We start from the raw sequence: 16,356 nt of genomic DNA, 5'->3' as shown, positions 1-16,356 counted from the left end.
AGGGTATTCCTCGGCCCATTCAACCCCGTGAAGCTGCATCGTTGGCCCTGAAATGACTCAAGCTGACCGGGTATCGCCGTTCGTCCATCTCGTAGGAGCCTCGCGGCGCTATCTCAAGCCTCTGCTGTTTATCGAATCGCCAGCGTCCGCAGAGATCTCGGGTGTGATGCGTGCGACCGCGATCGTGATGTTGTCCTGGAGTCCCGCGAACCCTGCGATGTCCATCAGCGTGTCTGCCACGTCCGCGGCGGTGCCGCGTCGATCTGCTGGCAGCGCGAAGCCGAGGCTGTTGTCGTCGGGATCATCGCTGAACCACTCCCGGCCATGAGCGCCCAGGATCGGGCCGAACAATCCGTCGGTGGCCAGCACCACCAGCAAGCCGCCGCCTTCGATCCACCCATTCACACGCTCGCCGCGCACATCGTCACCGAAATGATCCACGTCACCGGACGGCAGGTCGAAGCGGTCCTGGTCGGCGCGGGACATGCCGATGCAGCGGCTGATGAACCCGAACGGGTCATTGTGCGGGGTGCTGTGCCAACCCGGTCCGCCTCCGAGGGGAACCACGAATCCCATCGAGTCCCCGATCCATGACAGCAGCAACCCTCCTTCGGGTGTCCATGCTGCGACGACCAGCGTCGTGAGCGCGATCGCCGACGACACGCTCTCGTTGTGGGGGCGCATCTCTGGGCGCAGCGCCCACGCCGCAGCATTCGCCGCATCGAACGCGGCCGTCATCTCGGCGACATCGGCGATGCGCTCGGGCAGCGCGTCGACTGCCGCTTGTGCGGCTTCGTCCCCATACGGATGCCCGCCGAGTCCGTCTGCGACAGCGATCATCCACGATCCGTCAGGGTTCACGACAGCGCGGGCGCGGTCCTCCTGGCGATCGCGGGGACCGATCTCGGTGCGGGTCGCGATGTCGGTGGTCAGGTCGGGGGTCATGTCCGGTGCCCATTTCGAGTGCTGTTGTGACCGTACCGAGGAGAGGTGACAGCACACGAACGCATTTGCCGAGCCGCCTCGCGAACTCCCGCGGCACCGACACCTCCAGTGGTGATGATTGGGTGTTGCGGGAGCGCCTCGAGCAGCCTGAACGTTGCGGATACGAAACTGGCCAACGTCCCAACACCCCACCATCCGGCAAGGCCGATGCTCTTATGGTTCGTCACACCCTTCTCGTACGGTGAATCCATGGATGTCGCCTACGTCGAGGACAAGTTCGCCGAGTTGCTGCTGCATGTCTCGTCTCGGTTGCAGGGCGACCGCGCTGGAGGCGCCACGAAGCTCAACAAGGTGCTGTTCTTCGTCGAGTTCACGCACTTGCGGCGACATCATCGAGTGGTGTCGGGTTGTCAATTCCTGAAGCTCCCGCATGGCCCCGCACCGCATCAGCTCCTTCCGGTCCGGCGGCGGCTGGTCGACTCCGGTGCGGCCGAGTTGATTGAGGAGGACTTCCTCGGCCGCCCTCAGCACCGGTTGGTGCCCAAGCGCGCAGCAGATCTGACTTGGTTCACCGCCGAGGAGATGCAGACCATCGAGGATGTGCTCGACCAGCTTGAGGGGATGACCGGAACTCAAGTCAGCGAGCTGTCTCATCAGGAGCCGGGCTGGCGACTGACCGAGATCGGCGAAACGATCCCGTTCTCGACAGCGTTTCTCGACTTCCCGCAGGCTGCGACCCCGACCAGCGAGCGGCTCTCCAAGTCGGTGGCGGAGCGATACGGGTTTGTGACTGCCGGTTGATGTTCGAGGTTCGTGTCGGCGAGGCCGCAGCCGAGAAGATCACGAGAACGTAGGGCCCTGAGCGAAGCGGAGCCGGACGGCCGTCGGAGTGGGAATTCTGGTCCGGACCGCTCGCTGCCGCACTCATCGGATTTCGGGACTTCGAAAACCTGCTCTTCGACTTCCACTCGGAGATCCGCACCCTCCACATTGTCGACCCCGTCTTTGGCGCTCTGGTCTTTGCTGGGGTGCTCGTGGAGCCAGGTGTCGTCGAGATCGCCGACTACGAGGTCGATCCTGACTACTGGGGAATGATCGAGGACGACCCGAACGACTGAACCACAAACTCCGGCCACGATCCGCCGCGAGCCCGAACGACCGATCATCACCGACCTGCTCGACGCCGGCCGGCCCGACTGGAGCCTGCTCGACACCCTCACTCCACGCTAAAACGCGAAGAGCCCGAATGGGTCGGCGGGCTGCTGACCCGAGAGCATTGGATCATGCACAAGGACCGCTACGAGTTCAACGAGCCGCAGTCGTACGTGGGCACCAATGGAGCGTCGTTCAACATGTTCATTTCGTTCGGCGTGTTCTTGGACCAGGACACCGGCGCGCCGCTGCGGGACAACGCTGGTGACTTGCTGCCCACGGGCACTGGCGTGCTGGTCGAGCAGGAGAGCGTGTCGTACTTCGAATTCATCCCATCCCGAGAAATGCGAGAATGATCCATGACCACAACGGGGGAAGCACCGCCCGAACGTGGCCGGAAGCGGAAAGTTCGGCCGCCCGCGAGACGTAGCGGGTACATCCCGAAGGGCAACGCGCGCCCGTCGGATTTCCCCCGCGAACGACTGCCGGATCCGCCGCTACGCGCCAGGCCGTCAGGCGGCTGAACTGGACCTGACAGTCCCTCAAGCCCTGGTCAGGCGCCCGCAGGGCTGGCGAATGACTGAAATCGTCAGCGTCGATTGTCGGCCTTCCTGGCGTACTGGTCACCTTCACTGGTGATTGTGGCTATAGCGACTTGGCCATCATGACCGAGCTGTCGGAGCTACCGATGGAGGTCGCCAGAAACGACTTGGGAGATGGCTATGCGGCTCGGTACGTTGCGAGGCGTGGTCGTGCGGGAAGTGCAAGCGTCGGAGGTGGACGTACACCGATCCATTCGGTCGCTGGCGTTGGATTGTGACGGCGCTGCCTTCGATTCGAGCTACGAACGCGAGGCTTCCTTCGACAACGCAACGTGGAGTAGCCGGCTTGCATCATTCGCAGGCCGACCTGGTGCGGTTTTTGTGGCCGATGTTCATGGTCGTGCGGAGGCCATGATGGGCATTGGCTTGGATCCAATTGAGGCACAGGCAGTTATCTGGGGCATGTGGGTAGCCCCTGCATTTCGTCGCAGGGGGTATGGAGAGCAATTGCTTGCAGATGGCTTCACATGGGCCCGAGATCTCGGGCTGAGATCCATCTCGCTCGAAGTGTTTCCTGCGAATGCTGCCGCGGTAGCTCTCTACCAGAACGCAGGCTTTAGTCCGGTCGTCGCGGACGATACGCCAACAGACTCCAGTCAAGCTCTCAGCCTCCTGCTCTCAGTCGACTCGCTGCAATCGAGACACGACTGAATACTGCGAGTGCCGCGCAGCAGGCCTTGGCGGTCTTCCTCGGACAGCGGGGTGTGGCCGTCGTCTTGGGGGAAACGACAATCGCTCATCGGCTCTGAACGTTGCTCCACAGTCCGCGCTGTTCAGCGAGTTCGACGGCGAGATGGTCAAGCTGCGCGGGCGGCGGTCAGCTGCGCCCGGTACTGGTCCATCAGGTCCTCAGCGAGCGCGGCCGGATCCCAGTCCGCGAACGCGGCAACGATCTTGCCGGCGGTGTCGAAATAGAACGTCTCAGTGCCCGCAAATGCAGCGGTGATCCCGGCGCCGAGAAACGTGTCCGCCTCGATAGCCCACCTGACGGTCGCCGACCGGTGGTCGGTGGCGGTCACTTCATGAGCCGTTGAGTTGACTTCGGGGAACAGCTGCCGGAAGTTGCGGAAGAACACGTCCAGGTTTGCCTCTGTCACGTACGGCTTGGTGCCCTTGGGGTCCTCGAACCGGAACCGGTCGGCGAACAGCTGCTTCCAGCGCTCTTTGTCGTGATCGCCGATCGCCTCGAAATAGGCACCAATGGCGGTGTTCATCAGCTGCCGGTCGCATGCGGTGTCGGGCAAGTCGATGTCGTACTTGTCAGTGTTGCTGTGGGTTCGTTCCTGGTCGAAGATGACGATGCCTGAGTGGTGGGCGTATCTCAGCGACGTCCACAGCGTCAGGTTGTCCAACGCGTTGGTGATGTCGCGCAGCAGCGGATACGCAGCAACCTGTCCCAGCGACAGCACCCGAGCGCCCAGGGTGCCGTTCACCGCTGATCCGAGCACGTTGTAGACCATGTGGGCGTGGGTCGACATCGTGTTGTTGACGCTGCGGCCCAGCACCTTGAACGCCGACAACAACCGATACTCATCGACATGGGCAGCCGGGTCGGCGAACACGGTGAAACTGTCGAGGCCGCGGTGTCGCAGCTGCTGGTCGAACAGCCAGAAGTGGTCGCGCACCACCTGGCGGCGTGCTTGGCCGCGGGCCGACTGGGCTCCGCTCGCGTCGCGCAACGCGGTCCGCAACGGCGCATAGTCGAGCTGGCTCATCTCGCCGAGCAGCCCCATGGCGTGCGTGAACGGGTCAGCGAACCGAGCCGCCATCAGCACATGACCCTCAGCGGCCTGATAGTCGGCGACGTAGAGAGCGGCCTCGACCTTGTCGAGCTCGACCAGCATCGCCTCAAGCACGCCTTCGCACACCTGATGAACCCGAACAAAAATCGGGTCCTCGACATAGCTGTCACGCCGATCCGGCGAATACAGCGAATGAGCACGACGAGGCTGCACCCAGCCGTCCCAGTCCAGCACCGGCAACGACCCATCAGCCACCAGGCCCAGATCGAACCCCAACGCACCAACCGCCACCGCGTACTGCCCAACCAGCCCAGACCGCAAATGAGGCCCGTTAGCGACACGCCCCAACAACCCCATCACGTCACCCCAAGCCGACTGTTGTGACACCGACCCCTCCAACCCGGCAGGCAACCCGCCGGCGGTGGCACCCAGATCGCCGAGCACGCCCAGCAGCGAGCACACGCAACGGCTGACCGCCTCAGCCTTGGACGCATCATTCACATATGCCCGACCGCCCACCTCCTCCAAGCTGTCAGCCAAGATCTTCAACGCAATCTCGACGCTGACCGCCAACGGACCGACCTGAGCCCCAGCCGGCCACCCATCAACCGGAGGCCACACAGCCTCTACCGCCGCGGTCTCCACATAGACGTTGTACTCACGACAATCGTCACCCGCCCCGAAAGCCGACCGGCACACCTCCTCAGACACCCGACCATTCTTAGGAACCCACAACAACATGTCAAGCACAGCCTGAGTGAAACCCGGTTTGGTTCACAGTCGGCGTCGAGCTAGGGCCTGTCAGGAATTTTGTGTATCGGGCGTGATCTGAGGGTCCGCAGCTGAGGGCTGTGGGCTGGGAAGGATCATGTCTGTGACTGATCATGACGTGCTGGCTGTGCCGGCGAGCGAAGCTGCCGACGATGCAGCGATGAAGGACTGGGCCGAGTATCTGGTGGCCCAGGCACGCGCGGAGGGCGTGGAGCTGACCGGCGACGGCGGCTTGTTGACCGGGTTGGTGCGCCAGGTGCTCCAGACCGGTCTCGAGGTCGAGATGACCGAGCATTTGGGCTATGAGCGTCACGCCCCGGAAGGCCGCGGGACCCCGAACTCTCGTAATGGGTCGACGCCCAAGCGGGTCACAACCGAGATCGGCGAGGTTGATCTGGCGGTGCCTCGGGACCGTGCGGGGTCCTTCGAGCCGGTGACGGTGCCCAAGCACCAGCGTCGTCTCGACGGCCTGTCGGGGAATGTGATCAGCCTCTATGCGAAGGGGCTCACGACCGGGGAGATCCAGGCGCATCTCGCCGAGATCTATGACACCTCGGTGAGCCGGGAGACGATCTCGAAGATCACCGACGAGATCGTGGCCGACATGGCGGTGTGGCAGAACCGGCCCCTCGACGCCGTGTATGCGGTGCTGTTGATCGACGCGATCGTGGTCAAGGTCCGCGACGCCCAGGTCGCCAACCGGCCCGTCTATGTCGCCATCGGCGTGGATCTTCAAGGCGAACGCGACGTGCTGGGGCTGTGGCTGGGCCCGACCGGCGGCGAGGGCGCCAAGCAATGGGCCACGATGCTCACCGAGCTGCGCAACCGGGGCCTGGCCGACGCGCTGATCGTGTGCTGCGACGGACTCAAAGGACTGCCCTCCTCGATCCGGGCGACCTGGCCCGACGCCACGGTGCAGACCTGCGTGGTGCACATGGTCCGCAACAGCCTGCGGTATGCATCCACCAAGCACTGGGGGCCCATCACCAAGGCCATGCGGGAGATCTACACGTCTTCCACCGTCGAGGCCGCCGAGGCACGCTTCGAGGCCTTCGCCGACGACTGGGAAGGCACCTACCCCGCCATGATCGGCTCATGGCGGCAGGCCTGGGACGAATTCGTCCCGTTCCTGGAGTTCCCGCCCGAGCTGCGCCGGGTCGTGTACACGACCAACGCCGTCGAGAGCCTCAACGCCCGCTTCCGACGGGCAGTGCGCCATCGAGGGCACTTCCCCAACGAACAAGCAGCAATGAAAGTCCTCTACCTTGTCGCCACCGCCAGACGCAAGAACCGAACCAACCTGACCGGAAAGACCAACGGCTGGAAAACCATCCTGAACACACTGACCGTCCACTACGGCGACCGGATCGCCGACCACATCTGATGAAAACCATCACGGCCGGTTACACAAAATTCCTGACAGGCCCTCGAGCTAGCGCACGATGGCAGCTCGCCGAGCGCTACCAGCAGCACCTCGACCAAATCGCGGCTTGACACACATAGGAGCATCGTTTTGGCGTGGGGTGAGGGTGTCGGGCAGGACTGGGGTCCGGTGGTGGTCGAAGTCGGCGATCCCGAACGAGACGCGCTTGATCGGTTTCGCGAGGTTGTCGGCTGTCTCGGTGGGTCCGTTGGTGACGTGTGAGCGGTGCCGGTTGGTGATCTGGGTGCGCCAGGTGCGCAGGGTGGGGCCGAGCTTGTCCGGCTCGGGGCTGAACGCTTCGTCGCGCAGGTCGCGGGCGGGTTCGTCGAGCGTTTCTGTGGCGAACTTGTGGTTGGGGGTCCGGTATGTGAGCCGCGCGGTCTCTTTGGCGTGCCGTGCGTCGCGGGCCTCGCCGCGGGGGTCCCCGGCGGCGAGCAGGCCGCGCAGCTTGGCTTGGCCTGCTTGGGTGACGCGTTCCGCTGGGGCGAGCAGCAGCCGCCGTGTCCGATAGAGGGGATCGTGGGTGGTGCCGCGCCCGTCGGGAGTCTCGTTGTGGACGCGGCGGCGCACGTCGTCGGCGGCTGCGTCGGCGAGCTTGACGACGTGGAACGGGTCCGCGACCTGGGTCGCGCTCCGCAGCGCCGTGCTGAACGCCTTGCGGCAGGGCCCCGACAGGTCCGTGACCGCCCAGCGCACTCGCCGTCGCCGTCGCAGGGTGCGCCCTGGGATCCAGCGGGTCGCTCCCGCAGCGCTGCGACCAGCGACTCTGTCGAGCAGCTTGCCGCGGCGGGCGTCCGCGATGGTGGTGGCCCAGTGCTTGTGGCGGTATCGGCCGCGGCGGAACACCAAGATCTCGTCGAGGCCCAAAGCGGTCACCGCGTCGACGCGTGCGGGATCGGCTTCGAGCAGCGCCGCGCCCCAGCGGTGCGCTGCTCTCATCACGGTGTGCCAGCTGCATCCCAACTCGGTTGCGATCTCGCTGACCGCCCGGCCCGCACCTGCTCGGCGGGTCGCGTGCCGAGCCGCCCGAGCAGTCATCCGCGCCCGCGGCGGCGCGATCCGCGGTTCCTGGTCGGTGAACGCGCACACCGCGCACGACTCGGTGGCACAGCGCCAGCGGCGCTTTGCCCGCACCAGCCGCACCGGGCGACCGAACGCCGCCAGGTCCCAGGCTCACCGGGCTCCCGCCGTGGGCCCACACCGCGCCCCCGCAGCCCCCACAGCACGGGCGAGCGGTCAGCTCCGCCTCGATCACCAGCGGGCCGCCCCGACGGCCGCTGACCTCGCTCACCATCACGCCAGCACCCAGACCGACGATCAACACCAACGCACGCATAAATTCAACAGCCACAGGGTGTCCTGTGTCTGTGTTCGACGCGGAGATGGTGTCGTGAATTGATCTGGCTCTGGCAGGTTCTGGGGCGATCTTGAGAGGAGTTGTCGGTGAGCGGGAACGGGGTTCGTCGGAGGCCGCGTGTGGTGTCGCCGGAGGCGATGTGGGAGATCTTCTTGGAGGTGACCTCGCGGGAGACAACCCAGGCCGAGGCGGCCCGCGGGCACTGTGTCGATGTGTTCGCGGTCATCGGCATCCGCCGCGCGGTCAACGACGCCGCGTTGGCGGCTTTGGCGGCCGGGCCGGGGCGGCGGGCCACCGAGCGCTGCTGGGAGCTGGGGCAGGCCCAAGGAGAGGTCGCCCAGTCGATCGAGGCCGTGGAGTCCCGGGCGGTCGAGTTGGCGCTGCTGGGGGGAAGGCCGGCTGGGCCTGAGCGGTGCTGTGGGGGCGAGGGTCCCCGCGCAGGCCAAGGAGCTGATCGTCGGGCTGGTCGACGACGCGGTGCGCGTCGGCGGCTCGCACCGCTGGGCGTGTGCGATGGCCGGGCGCACCGCTGGCGGCGACGGCCGCGCGATGCCGCCGGCCTCGAGGACCGCGAGCCCGGCGGTGTGGCGCTGCACGCGCTCAGGCCCTCAGAGATCGCCGGGGTCCTCGCTGTGGTCGAGCAGCGGGGGCCTGTGGACCGCAGCCGCCGCGAGCTCGCGCAGCGGGGCTCCTGGGAGGGCCGGGTGCGGGTGTCTGCGTCCGCGCTACGCCGCGTCCGGGAGTGTCCGATGTTCTGTGTAAGTGAGGCGTATCTGACTCTTCGCGACGGATCGAGTTGGGATTCAGGCCGTATCCGATGGTCGCTGGCGGGTTGTGGTTGGTGAGGGTAGTCGGCGGGTTCATCGCTGGCTCCGGTGCCAGGCTCGGCGTTGTTCGTCGGCGATTCGCATGCCGTCGGTGCGGGCTGCGCGGATGGTGTCGCCGCGGCCGTCGTGTTCGTCGTTGGGGGTGACGTAGCCGATCGCTTCGTGCAGCCGGACGCTGTTGTGGTGGACCCGGACGCGTTCGAGTTCGGCGGCGAGCACGGCCGGGTCGGTGATCGTGGTCAGGTGTGGGTGCTCGCGTTTGACGTGGCCCCACAGCGACTCGATCCACGCCTGGTCGGTCGGGGTCGACGGGCGACCGAAGTGTTGGGCGATCGAGCACAGCGCCATGAACCGGCGGGTCTCGTTGGCGTGCATCTCGGTCCCGTTGTCCGAGACCGCCAGCAGCAACGGCGCCCGGTCGCCGTCGGGGAGCGCGGTGTCGGGGTCGGTGAGGCGGGCTCGGAGCTCGTCGGTGAGCAGTCCCTCGTTGTCGAGCCCGCGGCTGAACAGGACCCGGGCGGCGACCGAGTCCGGGTTGGCGGTGAGGCGGGTCGAGATCCGCTTGCGGGACACGAGGTCGACAATCGCGTACGCGTGCTTGGCGGCGACGCAGCGTTCGAACTGGGAGCCGTCCCAGCACCACAGCTGGTTCGGGTGCCACTCACACCAGTGCGGCCACGGCGTCTTCACGGTCCGTGCCGGTCGTGGAGCTCCTTGCAGGGCAAGGCCGTGACGGGCCAGCACCCGATCGACGGTCGACGGCGACGCCCACACCCGTTGCTCGTAGGAGCCGCGGTGAGCGAGCTTGCGATGCGACCGGTCCACGTCGCCCCACTCGTCGAACAACGCCAAGATCTCAGCCTCCTCCCACTCCAAGAGCCCGTGGATCGGGTTCCCGCCCGGGCGGGCGTCATCGAGCCCGCCCCCGGCTCGGCGCTGCTGCCACCGCCACGCCCGACCCCGGTCCAGCTCGACCACCGCGCACGCCCGGTTCAGCGTCCAGCCGGCATCGACCGCATCGTCGATCAAGGACAGCAACGCCGCCTTGGCGGTCCCATCGACACGGGCGGGAACCGGACCGCTCATCCCGGGCGCGATTTTCCCCGCAGCACCGCCAACTCGACGGCCTGCTCGACCACCGTCGCCTGGAGCCGGTCGACCTCGGCCCCCAACGCCGCGGCCTCCGACGCCTCCTGGCGAGACTGACGCGGCCGGCCCGGCCTCGACGCCCCCAGCGCCGCGATCGCTCCATCGCGGGCAACCGCTCGCAGCCGGGTGATCACCGACCGATCCACCCCAGCCTCGGCTGCCGCGTCGGCCTGGGAGATCTGCCCCGTCAGCATCCCCAGCCACAAGTCGTACTTCTGCTCTGCTGTCAGCATCCGCTTCGGCTTCCGCGGTGTCGATGTCATCGTTGACGGCCTCCACAATCAAGGCCAGCAACCATCTCAGATGCAGTCTGAAAGAACCAGGATCCCGTCGCGCGAAGTCAGACGCACCACAGAACGCCGCTCAGCCTCACGATCGGACACGCCATAGAACAACTGCAACAACAACAACGCCGCCACCACCGACGGCGGATGCGACGGCCGGCCCCGGCCCGACGCATACAACGCATCAAAATCCGCGTCGCAGAACAGCTCCCCCCGAGCCTGCCCCAACGACACCAAGAACCCCTCAGAGTCGAGCAGATCGCCCACCATCACCCCGACATCAAAAATCGAACCCTGACCATCAGCCGAACCGCGCACCCCACCATCATCCGCGATCACAACCCCCAACACGAGGACCCACACCCAGACTTTCCGACCACCCTCCTAGGAGTCCGCGACGAAGTGGCCCGTGTGGCGTTGAACGCTGGCGAGCGTTAAGGGCGAGTGTCGTGGACCGTCTAGTCGCGGGCACACTCAAGGCAATGTCCTGAGCAGTTGATGTGACTCTCCGTCGTCGCCGGCAATCCAACGTTCCGGTCATGGGACGAAAGGGCGGATGCAAGGACCCGGCGATGCTTTGGCGCGACGCAGCCGACGGTTGCTCGGTTTGGGGACTACATCGGATAGTGCCCAACCGGACGGACTATTCGTCAGGCCATGTTGCGGCGGCGTGCGTTGTGAACGCCATCACGTATGCATCCGCGCCGGCGTCGCCGCACGGGTACTGGCCCTCACCGCAGCCATCCGGCACGACCAGACCAACCACCACCGACCCGCACGCTCACTCACCCCCTGCGATCACTGATCCCGCGGAACCAATCATCTAGATGTAACGGCCAACAAGGTTGTCAACTCGGCTAGTGGGCGTTGTGGGTGCCGGAAACTCTGCCGTGGTCGTTGACCTGCCGCGATGGGGCCGATGCTGAGTCCTCGTGTCCCGAATCTCGTACCGATTCCTGGTCCCAGGATGGAGCGCGTAACCCCTGGTCAGTGCCCACGACCGAATTATGGGCACCCACAGGCTTGGGGTTCATCGTTTGAGTAGCCGAGTTTCGCCCAGTTTTCTGCCCCCACCGTACGCGGCGGAGTCGCCGTAGAAGCTGCGGTACCAGGCCCTGGTCACGATGCGCGCGACCGTCTCCACGTCCACCGGCATCGTGTTGAGCGCGGCGTGGGCGAACGTTGTGTAAGCGGTCTGTTCGACCAGGGAGGCCATGGCCCGGGCGACCGTGGCTGGATCGAACCCGTCGAGCTGGACGCGGTCGTCGTTCTCCACCGCATGAACGAACCGGGCGACGTGGCGCTCGCGCATGGTCCACCAGATCGTGGTGAAGCGCCCCTCCACCGTCGTCGCCTCGATGAAGGCCCGCATCACGCCGCTGTTGGCGTGGTAGTGCTGCAGGTATCCGAGGTTTGCTTCGAACAGAGCGACCTCGGGGTTCTCGGCGATGGGCGTCGAGGACCTGCTCTGCCGGAAGAGCTCCTCGTGAATGTCCCGGATAACGCTTCTGAAGAGGTCCTCCTTGTTCTCGAAGTACCTGTACAGGCCGCCAAGGGAGAGCCCGGCCTGATCTGCGACATCGCTCATGCGGGCATCGACGTAGCCGTCTCTGGTGAAAACCTTCGATGCTGCGTCGAGGATGGTCTGTCGTGTCCGTTGACCCTTGGGCGTCGTCGGCTCAATGGCCATGGGCGCTCGCGTCGTCGGAAGGCATCTGCTCGGTGTGAGGCACCTGACTAATCCCTGTGTTGCTGGCCACTTCGCGGGTCGTCTCGGGCCTGAATGCCCGCAATTTTCGATCCTACCTCCCCGTACCCGCCTAAAGTAAACAAAAGCGATGTCGGTCTTGTGATAGTTTGGCGAATCTGCAGTACTGCGCCGAGTGAGCCATATCGGGAATGGTGAAGAGCAGTGGTCGATGACGTCGCAGAGCGCTACCGGCTCGCTGGATGGTGGACCGGCCGCCGGCTAGTCGACCGCTTCGAGTCGCACGTCACCGAGGGGCCGGACGAGCTCGCCCTGGTGAGTGGGGGCAGCACCCTGTCCCGGTCCGAGCTGTGGCACGCGGCCGGCGAGGCCGCCGACGAGATCCGTTCGGTCGTCGGCGCCAGCAGGCGGGTGGTCGTGATCCATCTGCCCAATTGCACGGCTTGGGTCGTCATGTTCCTGGCCACCTTGAGGGCGGGCCACGTTCCGGCCACGCCCCCGGTCTCCACGCCCGAGGCCCACCTGCGCCACATCTTCGGTCTGATTCAGCCGGCCATGGTTATCTGCGCAGGCCGGAACCGGCGGGCGTCGCCGGATGAGGTGATCCGGCGAGCCGCCGCCCGGGTCTCCACCCAGCTCGCTGTGGCTGTGGCAGACGGAACCCGGCTGGCGGTGCATGGCCCGGTGGTCCCCCCAGCGGGGACCGTCGACGTGCCCGACACCACCGCACACCTGATGTTCACGTCTAGTACGACCGGGCCCCCGAAGGCAGTCAGTCACAGCGAGGACTCGCTGGCCGCTCTCAACGTGCAGTTCGCCGAGCGTTTCGGACTCGACCATCACACGCCCGTGTTCATGCCGTCACCGCTCGGCCACAGCGTCGGCGCCATTCACGGCGCCCGCCTGTCGCTGCTGTTGGGTGCACCGCTCATTCTCCAAGACGAATGGGATCCTCTCACCGCCCTGGAACTGGTGGCCCGCCACCGCGCTGATTTCACTGCGGCTGCGACCCCGTTCCTGTTGGACCTCGTCAATGCCCGGTGGTCTGGCTGCGAGCCCAAGCTGGCATCGTTGCGGAGCTTCCTGTGCGGTGGAGCCCAAGTACCGCCGGCCCTCATCCGTCGCTGCCGAACCGAGCTGCCGAATACGTTCGTGACACCCCTGTGGGGCATGACCGAAGGCGGCCTCACCACGTGTGTGACCGGCTCGACCGAAACGCAGGTCGAGAACACGGTCGGGATGGGTTTGCCCGGACTGGAGCTGCGAACCCTTGACGCCGACATGGGGCTGCAGGCTTCGGGGGCTGGCGAGCTCGTCATGCGCGGGCCGGGCGTGTTCAACGGCTACTACGGCCAACCCGAGCTGTACGTTGAGCTCATCATCGGCGACGGGTTCTTCCGCACCGGCGACCTCGCCCGTATCGATTCCGACGACTACGTGTCCATTACTGGGCGACACAAGGACCTGATCATCCGCGGGGCCGTAAACATCTCTCCCGTTGAGACCGAGAATGCGATCGCCGCCCATCCCGACGTGGTCGGCGTGGCCGTGATCGGGTGGCCCGACGAGCGTCTCGGCGAGCGCATCTGCGCGGTCGTGCAGGCTGGCGTTCCTCTCGATCTCGACGATGTCGTCGCGTTCTGCGCTGAGCAGGGCCTGCCACGGCGGGACTGGCCCGAACGGCTGATGCAGGTCGATCAATTGCCACGAACGGCTGCAGGCAAGATACGCAAACAGCAGCTTCGTGATGAACTCGTCAGCGCCTCCGCCGTGACTGCCGCAGCGGGCGACGGCAGCGCAGGCTGGGATGGGGACGCAGGCCGATGAGCACCGTCGAGCTGGACGACATCGTGGTCAACTACCGGCGGCAAGGCTCGGGGCCGCCGGTAGTGCTCTTGCATGGGCTGGCCGAGGATCATCGTTCCTGGGACGCCGTCGCGGCCCATCTCGGCGAGTTCACCGTCTACGCAGTCGATCTTCGGGGACACGGTCGAACAACTCCCGGGCAGGGCGCTGGCACCCTGTCGCAGCTGAGCGACGACCTGGCGGCGTTCCTGAGCGCCGAGACCGGTCCTGCCGCCGTGGTCGGCTATTCGCTGGGCGGGACCATCGGGCTCAAGGCTGCGAGCGCTAGCCCAACCCTGATCGGTCACCTGATCGTGGTGGCCACGTCGTCGGTGGTCGGCGGGGCCGCAGCCGACTTCTTCGAGGGCCGCATCGCCCAGCTCGAAGCTCACGACGCGGACGGCTTCGCCGCTGGCCTGCGCGACGACACGGCCCGCCAGATCGTCACCGAGGCCGACATTGACGCTGTGACCTCCCGGCGGAGAGACGCCGTCGGTTACGGCCACGGCTACATCAACGCGGCCCGAGCGATGGTCGGGATCCGCTCCGAGCCGCTGAACCCGCTGCTGGCGCAGATAGAGATCCCCGTCGATGTCATCGGGGCATCGGGCGATGTCTTCTGCCCGCGCCGGGCGTCCGACATCATCGTCGAGAGCGTCGACGACTGCCGGTATCACGAGGTGGCCGGCGCCGGTCATCTTCTCTCCGTCGACCAGCCCGACTCCTACGGCAAGCTGCTCGCCCAGCTCTTGGGTGAGAGGGGACTCCCATGAGGCACCGCTACGGCATCTCCCTGGGTGTCAGCCCCCGCGAGCCCTTGAGCCGCACGGCCGAACTGGCCCGCGCCATCGACGAAAGAGGTTTCGAGGCGCTGTGGTACATCGACTTCCAGCTCGGCATGAAGGACGTGTACGCGGCGATGAACCTGGCCGCGCTGTCAACCGAGAACGTGCTCATCGGGGCGGGTGTCACCAACCTCGTGACCCGCCACCCCACAGTGACCGCCAATGCCACCGCTGCGCTGGACGAACTCTCCGACGGCCGCGCTGTGCTCGGCCTCGGCGCAGGCTGGTCAGCCGTGCTCGGCGCCGGAGGCACGCCGTCCAGGCTGGGCGATCTGCGCTCGGGGATCGATGATTTCCGCCGACTCTTCAGCGGAGAGCCGTGCGATCTCGACGGCAACGAGGTCCGCTTGGCCACTGCGAAACGCCAGATTCCCGTCTACCTCGCCGTCTCGCAACCCGCCATGTTGCGGCTCGCTGGCGAGACGTGCGACGGAGCCGTGCTCATGGGCGCTGCGGACCCCGAGTTCTGCTCTTGGCAGCTCGACTACATCCACCAGGGGCTGGAGGCCGCCGGACGCGACCGCGGTCAGCTGACCGTCGACCTGTTCGTCACCATGTCAATCAACGACGACGAGGCGAGTGCCATTGACGACGTCAGGGCATGGGCCACCAGCCAGGCGGCCACCTTCCATCCATGGGAGCGGATGCCGCCCGCGTGGGAGAGGTTCCGTCCCGAGTTCGCGCGCGCCGCGGGCGCGTACGGCCTCGTCGACCACCTCTCGCTGCAGGCGGGGCACAAGCACACGGTGTCCGATGAGTTCGTCAAGTCGGTGGCGCTGGTGGGCGACCTCGACACGTGCGTCGACCGGCTCCGTCAACTGTGGCAGCTCGACATCGACCGGATCACGTTCGCGCTGCTGTCGGGCGGGCGCACCCAGCGCCTGGCCCAGCTGGCAGACACCGTGATCGGTGCCGTCGAAACAGAGGGAGGAAGCTGATGGGGAACGACCCGCGGGTCGCACTGGTGACCGCGGCCGCCGGCGCCGGCATCGGAGCGGCGGTGGCGAGACGGCTCGCTCACGACGGGTTGGACGTCGTGGTGACCGATGCCCATGAGCGCCGCTGCCACGAGTTCGCCGGTGTCCTGGCCGACGAGGTGGGGCGCGAGGTGAGCGCCTATCACCTCGACGTGACCGACCACACCCAGGTGCAGGCCGTCATCTCAGAAGTAGCGGCCGACAAGGGTGGGCTTGATGTGCTGGTCAACAACGCGGGCTGGTCGAAGATCGAGCCAGTGGCCGAGATGTCTCTGGAGACCTGGCAGCGCTGCCTCGACGTCGATCTGACCGGCACGTTCGTGTGCATGCGCTACGCGCTCGCCGCGATGATCGCCGCAGGCGGCGGCTCGATCATCAACATCTCGTCGATAGCGGCCTGGGAGATGTCAACCGAGCACGGCGCCGCCTATTCCGCGGCCAAGGCCGGCGTAGGGGCGCTCACCCGGGTGGCTGCCGCCGAGAACGGAGTCCACGGGGTGCGGGTCAATGCGGTGGCTCCGGGCCTGATCTACAACGATTTCTTGCGCAAGATCTACCCGCAGGAGTTCTTCGACAGCTACCTGTCAGACAAGGCGTTCCTGGGCCGCATCGGGCAGCCCGACGATGTCGCGAGCATGGTCTCGTTCCTGGCGTCGGATGAGGCGACCTATGTGACCGGCGAGGTGTTCACCGTCTCTGGAGGCGTGTCGGCTCGTGGATGAAGAACCC

17 protein-coding genes are annotated in these 16,356 nt (G+C 66.2%); 9 read left to right on the top strand and 8 right to left on the bottom strand.

Going from position 1 to position 16,356, the window contains the following annotated elements; genetic code table 11:
- Window positions 1-108 precede the first annotated feature (108 nt).
- Window positions 109-945 (bottom strand): PP2C family protein-serine/threonine phosphatase, encoded by an 837-nt coding sequence (locus ACOQPH_RS13785; RefSeq protein WP_420621943.1) that lies wholly within the window; start codon window positions 943-945, stop codon window positions 109-111.
- Window positions 946-1,194: 249 nt separating this feature from the next.
- Between ACOQPH_RS13785 and ACOQPH_RS13780 the strand changes: the two genes are divergently transcribed.
- The 3 genes from ACOQPH_RS13780 to ACOQPH_RS13770 all read left to right on the top strand — a co-directional run bounded on the left by ACOQPH_RS13780 (window position 1,195) and on the right by ACOQPH_RS13770 (window position 3,350).
- Complete coding sequence (locus tag ACOQPH_RS13780; protein ID WP_420621942.1) at window positions 1,195-1,746, top strand: Panacea domain-containing protein; 552 nt, start codon at window positions 1,195-1,197, stop codon at window positions 1,744-1,746.
- A 482-nt stretch (window positions 1,747-2,228) separates the two neighbouring features.
- On the top strand, window positions 2,229-2,453 hold the full coding sequence (locus ACOQPH_RS13775) for a hypothetical protein (protein ID WP_420621941.1): 225 nt from the start codon (window positions 2,229-2,231) through the stop codon (window positions 2,451-2,453).
- A 360-nt stretch (window positions 2,454-2,813) separates the two neighbouring features.
- Window positions 2,814-3,350, top strand: a complete 537-nt coding sequence (locus ACOQPH_RS13770) for a GNAT family N-acetyltransferase (protein WP_420621940.1) — start codon at window positions 2,814-2,816, stop codon at window positions 3,348-3,350.
- A gap of 146 nt (window positions 3,351-3,496) precedes the next feature.
- Here ACOQPH_RS13770 and ACOQPH_RS13765 read toward each other — a convergent pair whose 3' ends face one another.
- Window positions 3,497-5,152: a nuclear transport factor 2 family protein gene (locus ACOQPH_RS13765; RefSeq protein ID WP_420621939.1), complete on the bottom strand. Its 1,656-nt coding sequence runs from the start codon at window positions 5,150-5,152 to the stop codon at window positions 3,497-3,499.
- A gap of 157 nt (window positions 5,153-5,309) precedes the next feature.
- On the opposite strand from ACOQPH_RS13765, the gene ACOQPH_RS13760 reads away from it, so the two are divergent.
- The gene (locus tag ACOQPH_RS13760; RefSeq protein ID WP_420621901.1) at window positions 5,310-6,596 is read left to right on the top strand and encodes an IS256 family transposase; all 1,287 of its coding nucleotides are present in this window, start codon (window positions 5,310-5,312) and stop codon (window positions 6,594-6,596) included.
- 48 nt (window positions 6,597-6,644) lie between these two features.
- On the opposite strand, the gene ACOQPH_RS13755 is transcribed toward ACOQPH_RS13760, so the two are convergent.
- Complete coding sequence (locus ACOQPH_RS13755; RefSeq protein WP_420621938.1) at window positions 6,645-7,778, bottom strand: ISL3 family transposase; 1,134 nt, start codon at window positions 7,776-7,778, stop codon at window positions 6,645-6,647.
- 300 nt (window positions 7,779-8,078) lie between these two features.
- On the opposite strand from ACOQPH_RS13755, the gene ACOQPH_RS13750 reads away from it, so the two are divergent.
- The gene (locus ACOQPH_RS13750; protein ID WP_420621937.1) at window positions 8,079-8,837 is read left to right on the top strand and encodes a hypothetical protein; all 759 of its coding nucleotides are present in this window, start codon (window positions 8,079-8,081) and stop codon (window positions 8,835-8,837) included.
- 15 nt (window positions 8,838-8,852) lie between these two features.
- Here ACOQPH_RS13750 and ACOQPH_RS13745 read toward each other — a convergent pair whose 3' ends face one another.
- The 5 genes from ACOQPH_RS13745 to ACOQPH_RS13725 all read right to left on the bottom strand — a co-directional run bounded on the left by ACOQPH_RS13745 (window position 8,853) and on the right by ACOQPH_RS13725 (window position 11,942).
- Window positions 8,853-9,905, bottom strand: a complete 1,053-nt coding sequence (locus ACOQPH_RS13745; RefSeq protein WP_420621936.1) for an integrase core domain-containing protein — start codon at window positions 9,903-9,905, stop codon at window positions 8,853-8,855.
- The gene (locus tag ACOQPH_RS13740) at window positions 9,902-10,201 is read right to left on the bottom strand and encodes a helix-turn-helix domain-containing protein (protein ID WP_420621172.1); all 300 of its coding nucleotides are present in this window, start codon (window positions 10,199-10,201) and stop codon (window positions 9,902-9,904) included. The genes ACOQPH_RS13745 and ACOQPH_RS13740 overlap by 4 nt, the downstream gene beginning before the upstream one ends.
- A gap of 66 nt (window positions 10,202-10,267) precedes the next feature.
- Window positions 10,268-10,570, bottom strand: a complete 303-nt coding sequence (locus tag ACOQPH_RS13735; RefSeq protein WP_420621935.1) for a transposase — start codon at window positions 10,568-10,570, stop codon at window positions 10,268-10,270.
- Window positions 10,571-10,895: 325 nt separating this feature from the next.
- Window positions 10,896-11,021: a hypothetical protein gene (locus tag ACOQPH_RS13730; RefSeq protein WP_420621934.1), complete on the bottom strand. Its 126-nt coding sequence runs from the start codon at window positions 11,019-11,021 to the stop codon at window positions 10,896-10,898.
- A gap of 261 nt (window positions 11,022-11,282) precedes the next feature.
- Window positions 11,283-11,942: a TetR/AcrR family transcriptional regulator gene (locus tag ACOQPH_RS13725; protein ID WP_420621933.1), complete on the bottom strand. Its 660-nt coding sequence runs from the start codon at window positions 11,940-11,942 to the stop codon at window positions 11,283-11,285.
- Window positions 11,943-12,164: 222 nt separating this feature from the next.
- Here ACOQPH_RS13725 and ACOQPH_RS13720 point away from each other — a divergent pair, with 222 nt between their 5' ends.
- From ACOQPH_RS13720 to ACOQPH_RS13705, 4 genes are read left to right on the top strand one after another with little or no spacing between them, the layout of a single operon-like run.
- A complete protein-coding gene (locus tag ACOQPH_RS13720; RefSeq protein WP_420621932.1) occupies window positions 12,165-13,787 on the top strand; it encodes an AMP-binding protein in 1,623 nt (540 codons plus the stop codon).
- The gene (locus ACOQPH_RS13715; protein ID WP_420621931.1) at window positions 13,784-14,578 is read left to right on the top strand and encodes an alpha/beta fold hydrolase; all 795 of its coding nucleotides are present in this window, start codon (window positions 13,784-13,786) and stop codon (window positions 14,576-14,578) included. Before ACOQPH_RS13720 ends, ACOQPH_RS13715 begins: the two co-directional genes overlap by 4 nt.
- Window positions 14,575-15,588, top strand: coding sequence for an LLM class flavin-dependent oxidoreductase (locus ACOQPH_RS13710; protein WP_420621930.1), 1,014 nt, complete (start codon window positions 14,575-14,577; stop codon window positions 15,586-15,588). The genes ACOQPH_RS13715 and ACOQPH_RS13710 overlap by 4 nt, the downstream gene beginning before the upstream one ends.
- Window positions 15,588-16,349 (top strand): SDR family NAD(P)-dependent oxidoreductase, encoded by a 762-nt coding sequence (locus ACOQPH_RS13705; protein ID WP_420621929.1) that lies wholly within the window; start codon window positions 15,588-15,590, stop codon window positions 16,347-16,349. The genes ACOQPH_RS13710 and ACOQPH_RS13705 overlap by 1 nt, the downstream gene beginning before the upstream one ends.
- Window positions 16,350-16,356 lie beyond the last annotated feature (7 nt).

Source organism: Candidatus Poriferisodalis sp., from assembly GCF_965221945.1.
Lineage (GTDB): Bacteria > Actinomycetota > Acidimicrobiia > Acidimicrobiales > Poriferisodalaceae > Poriferisodalis.
Note: the sequence above shows the minus strand (reverse complement) of the source record. Positions and strands in the feature narration are given on the sequence as shown.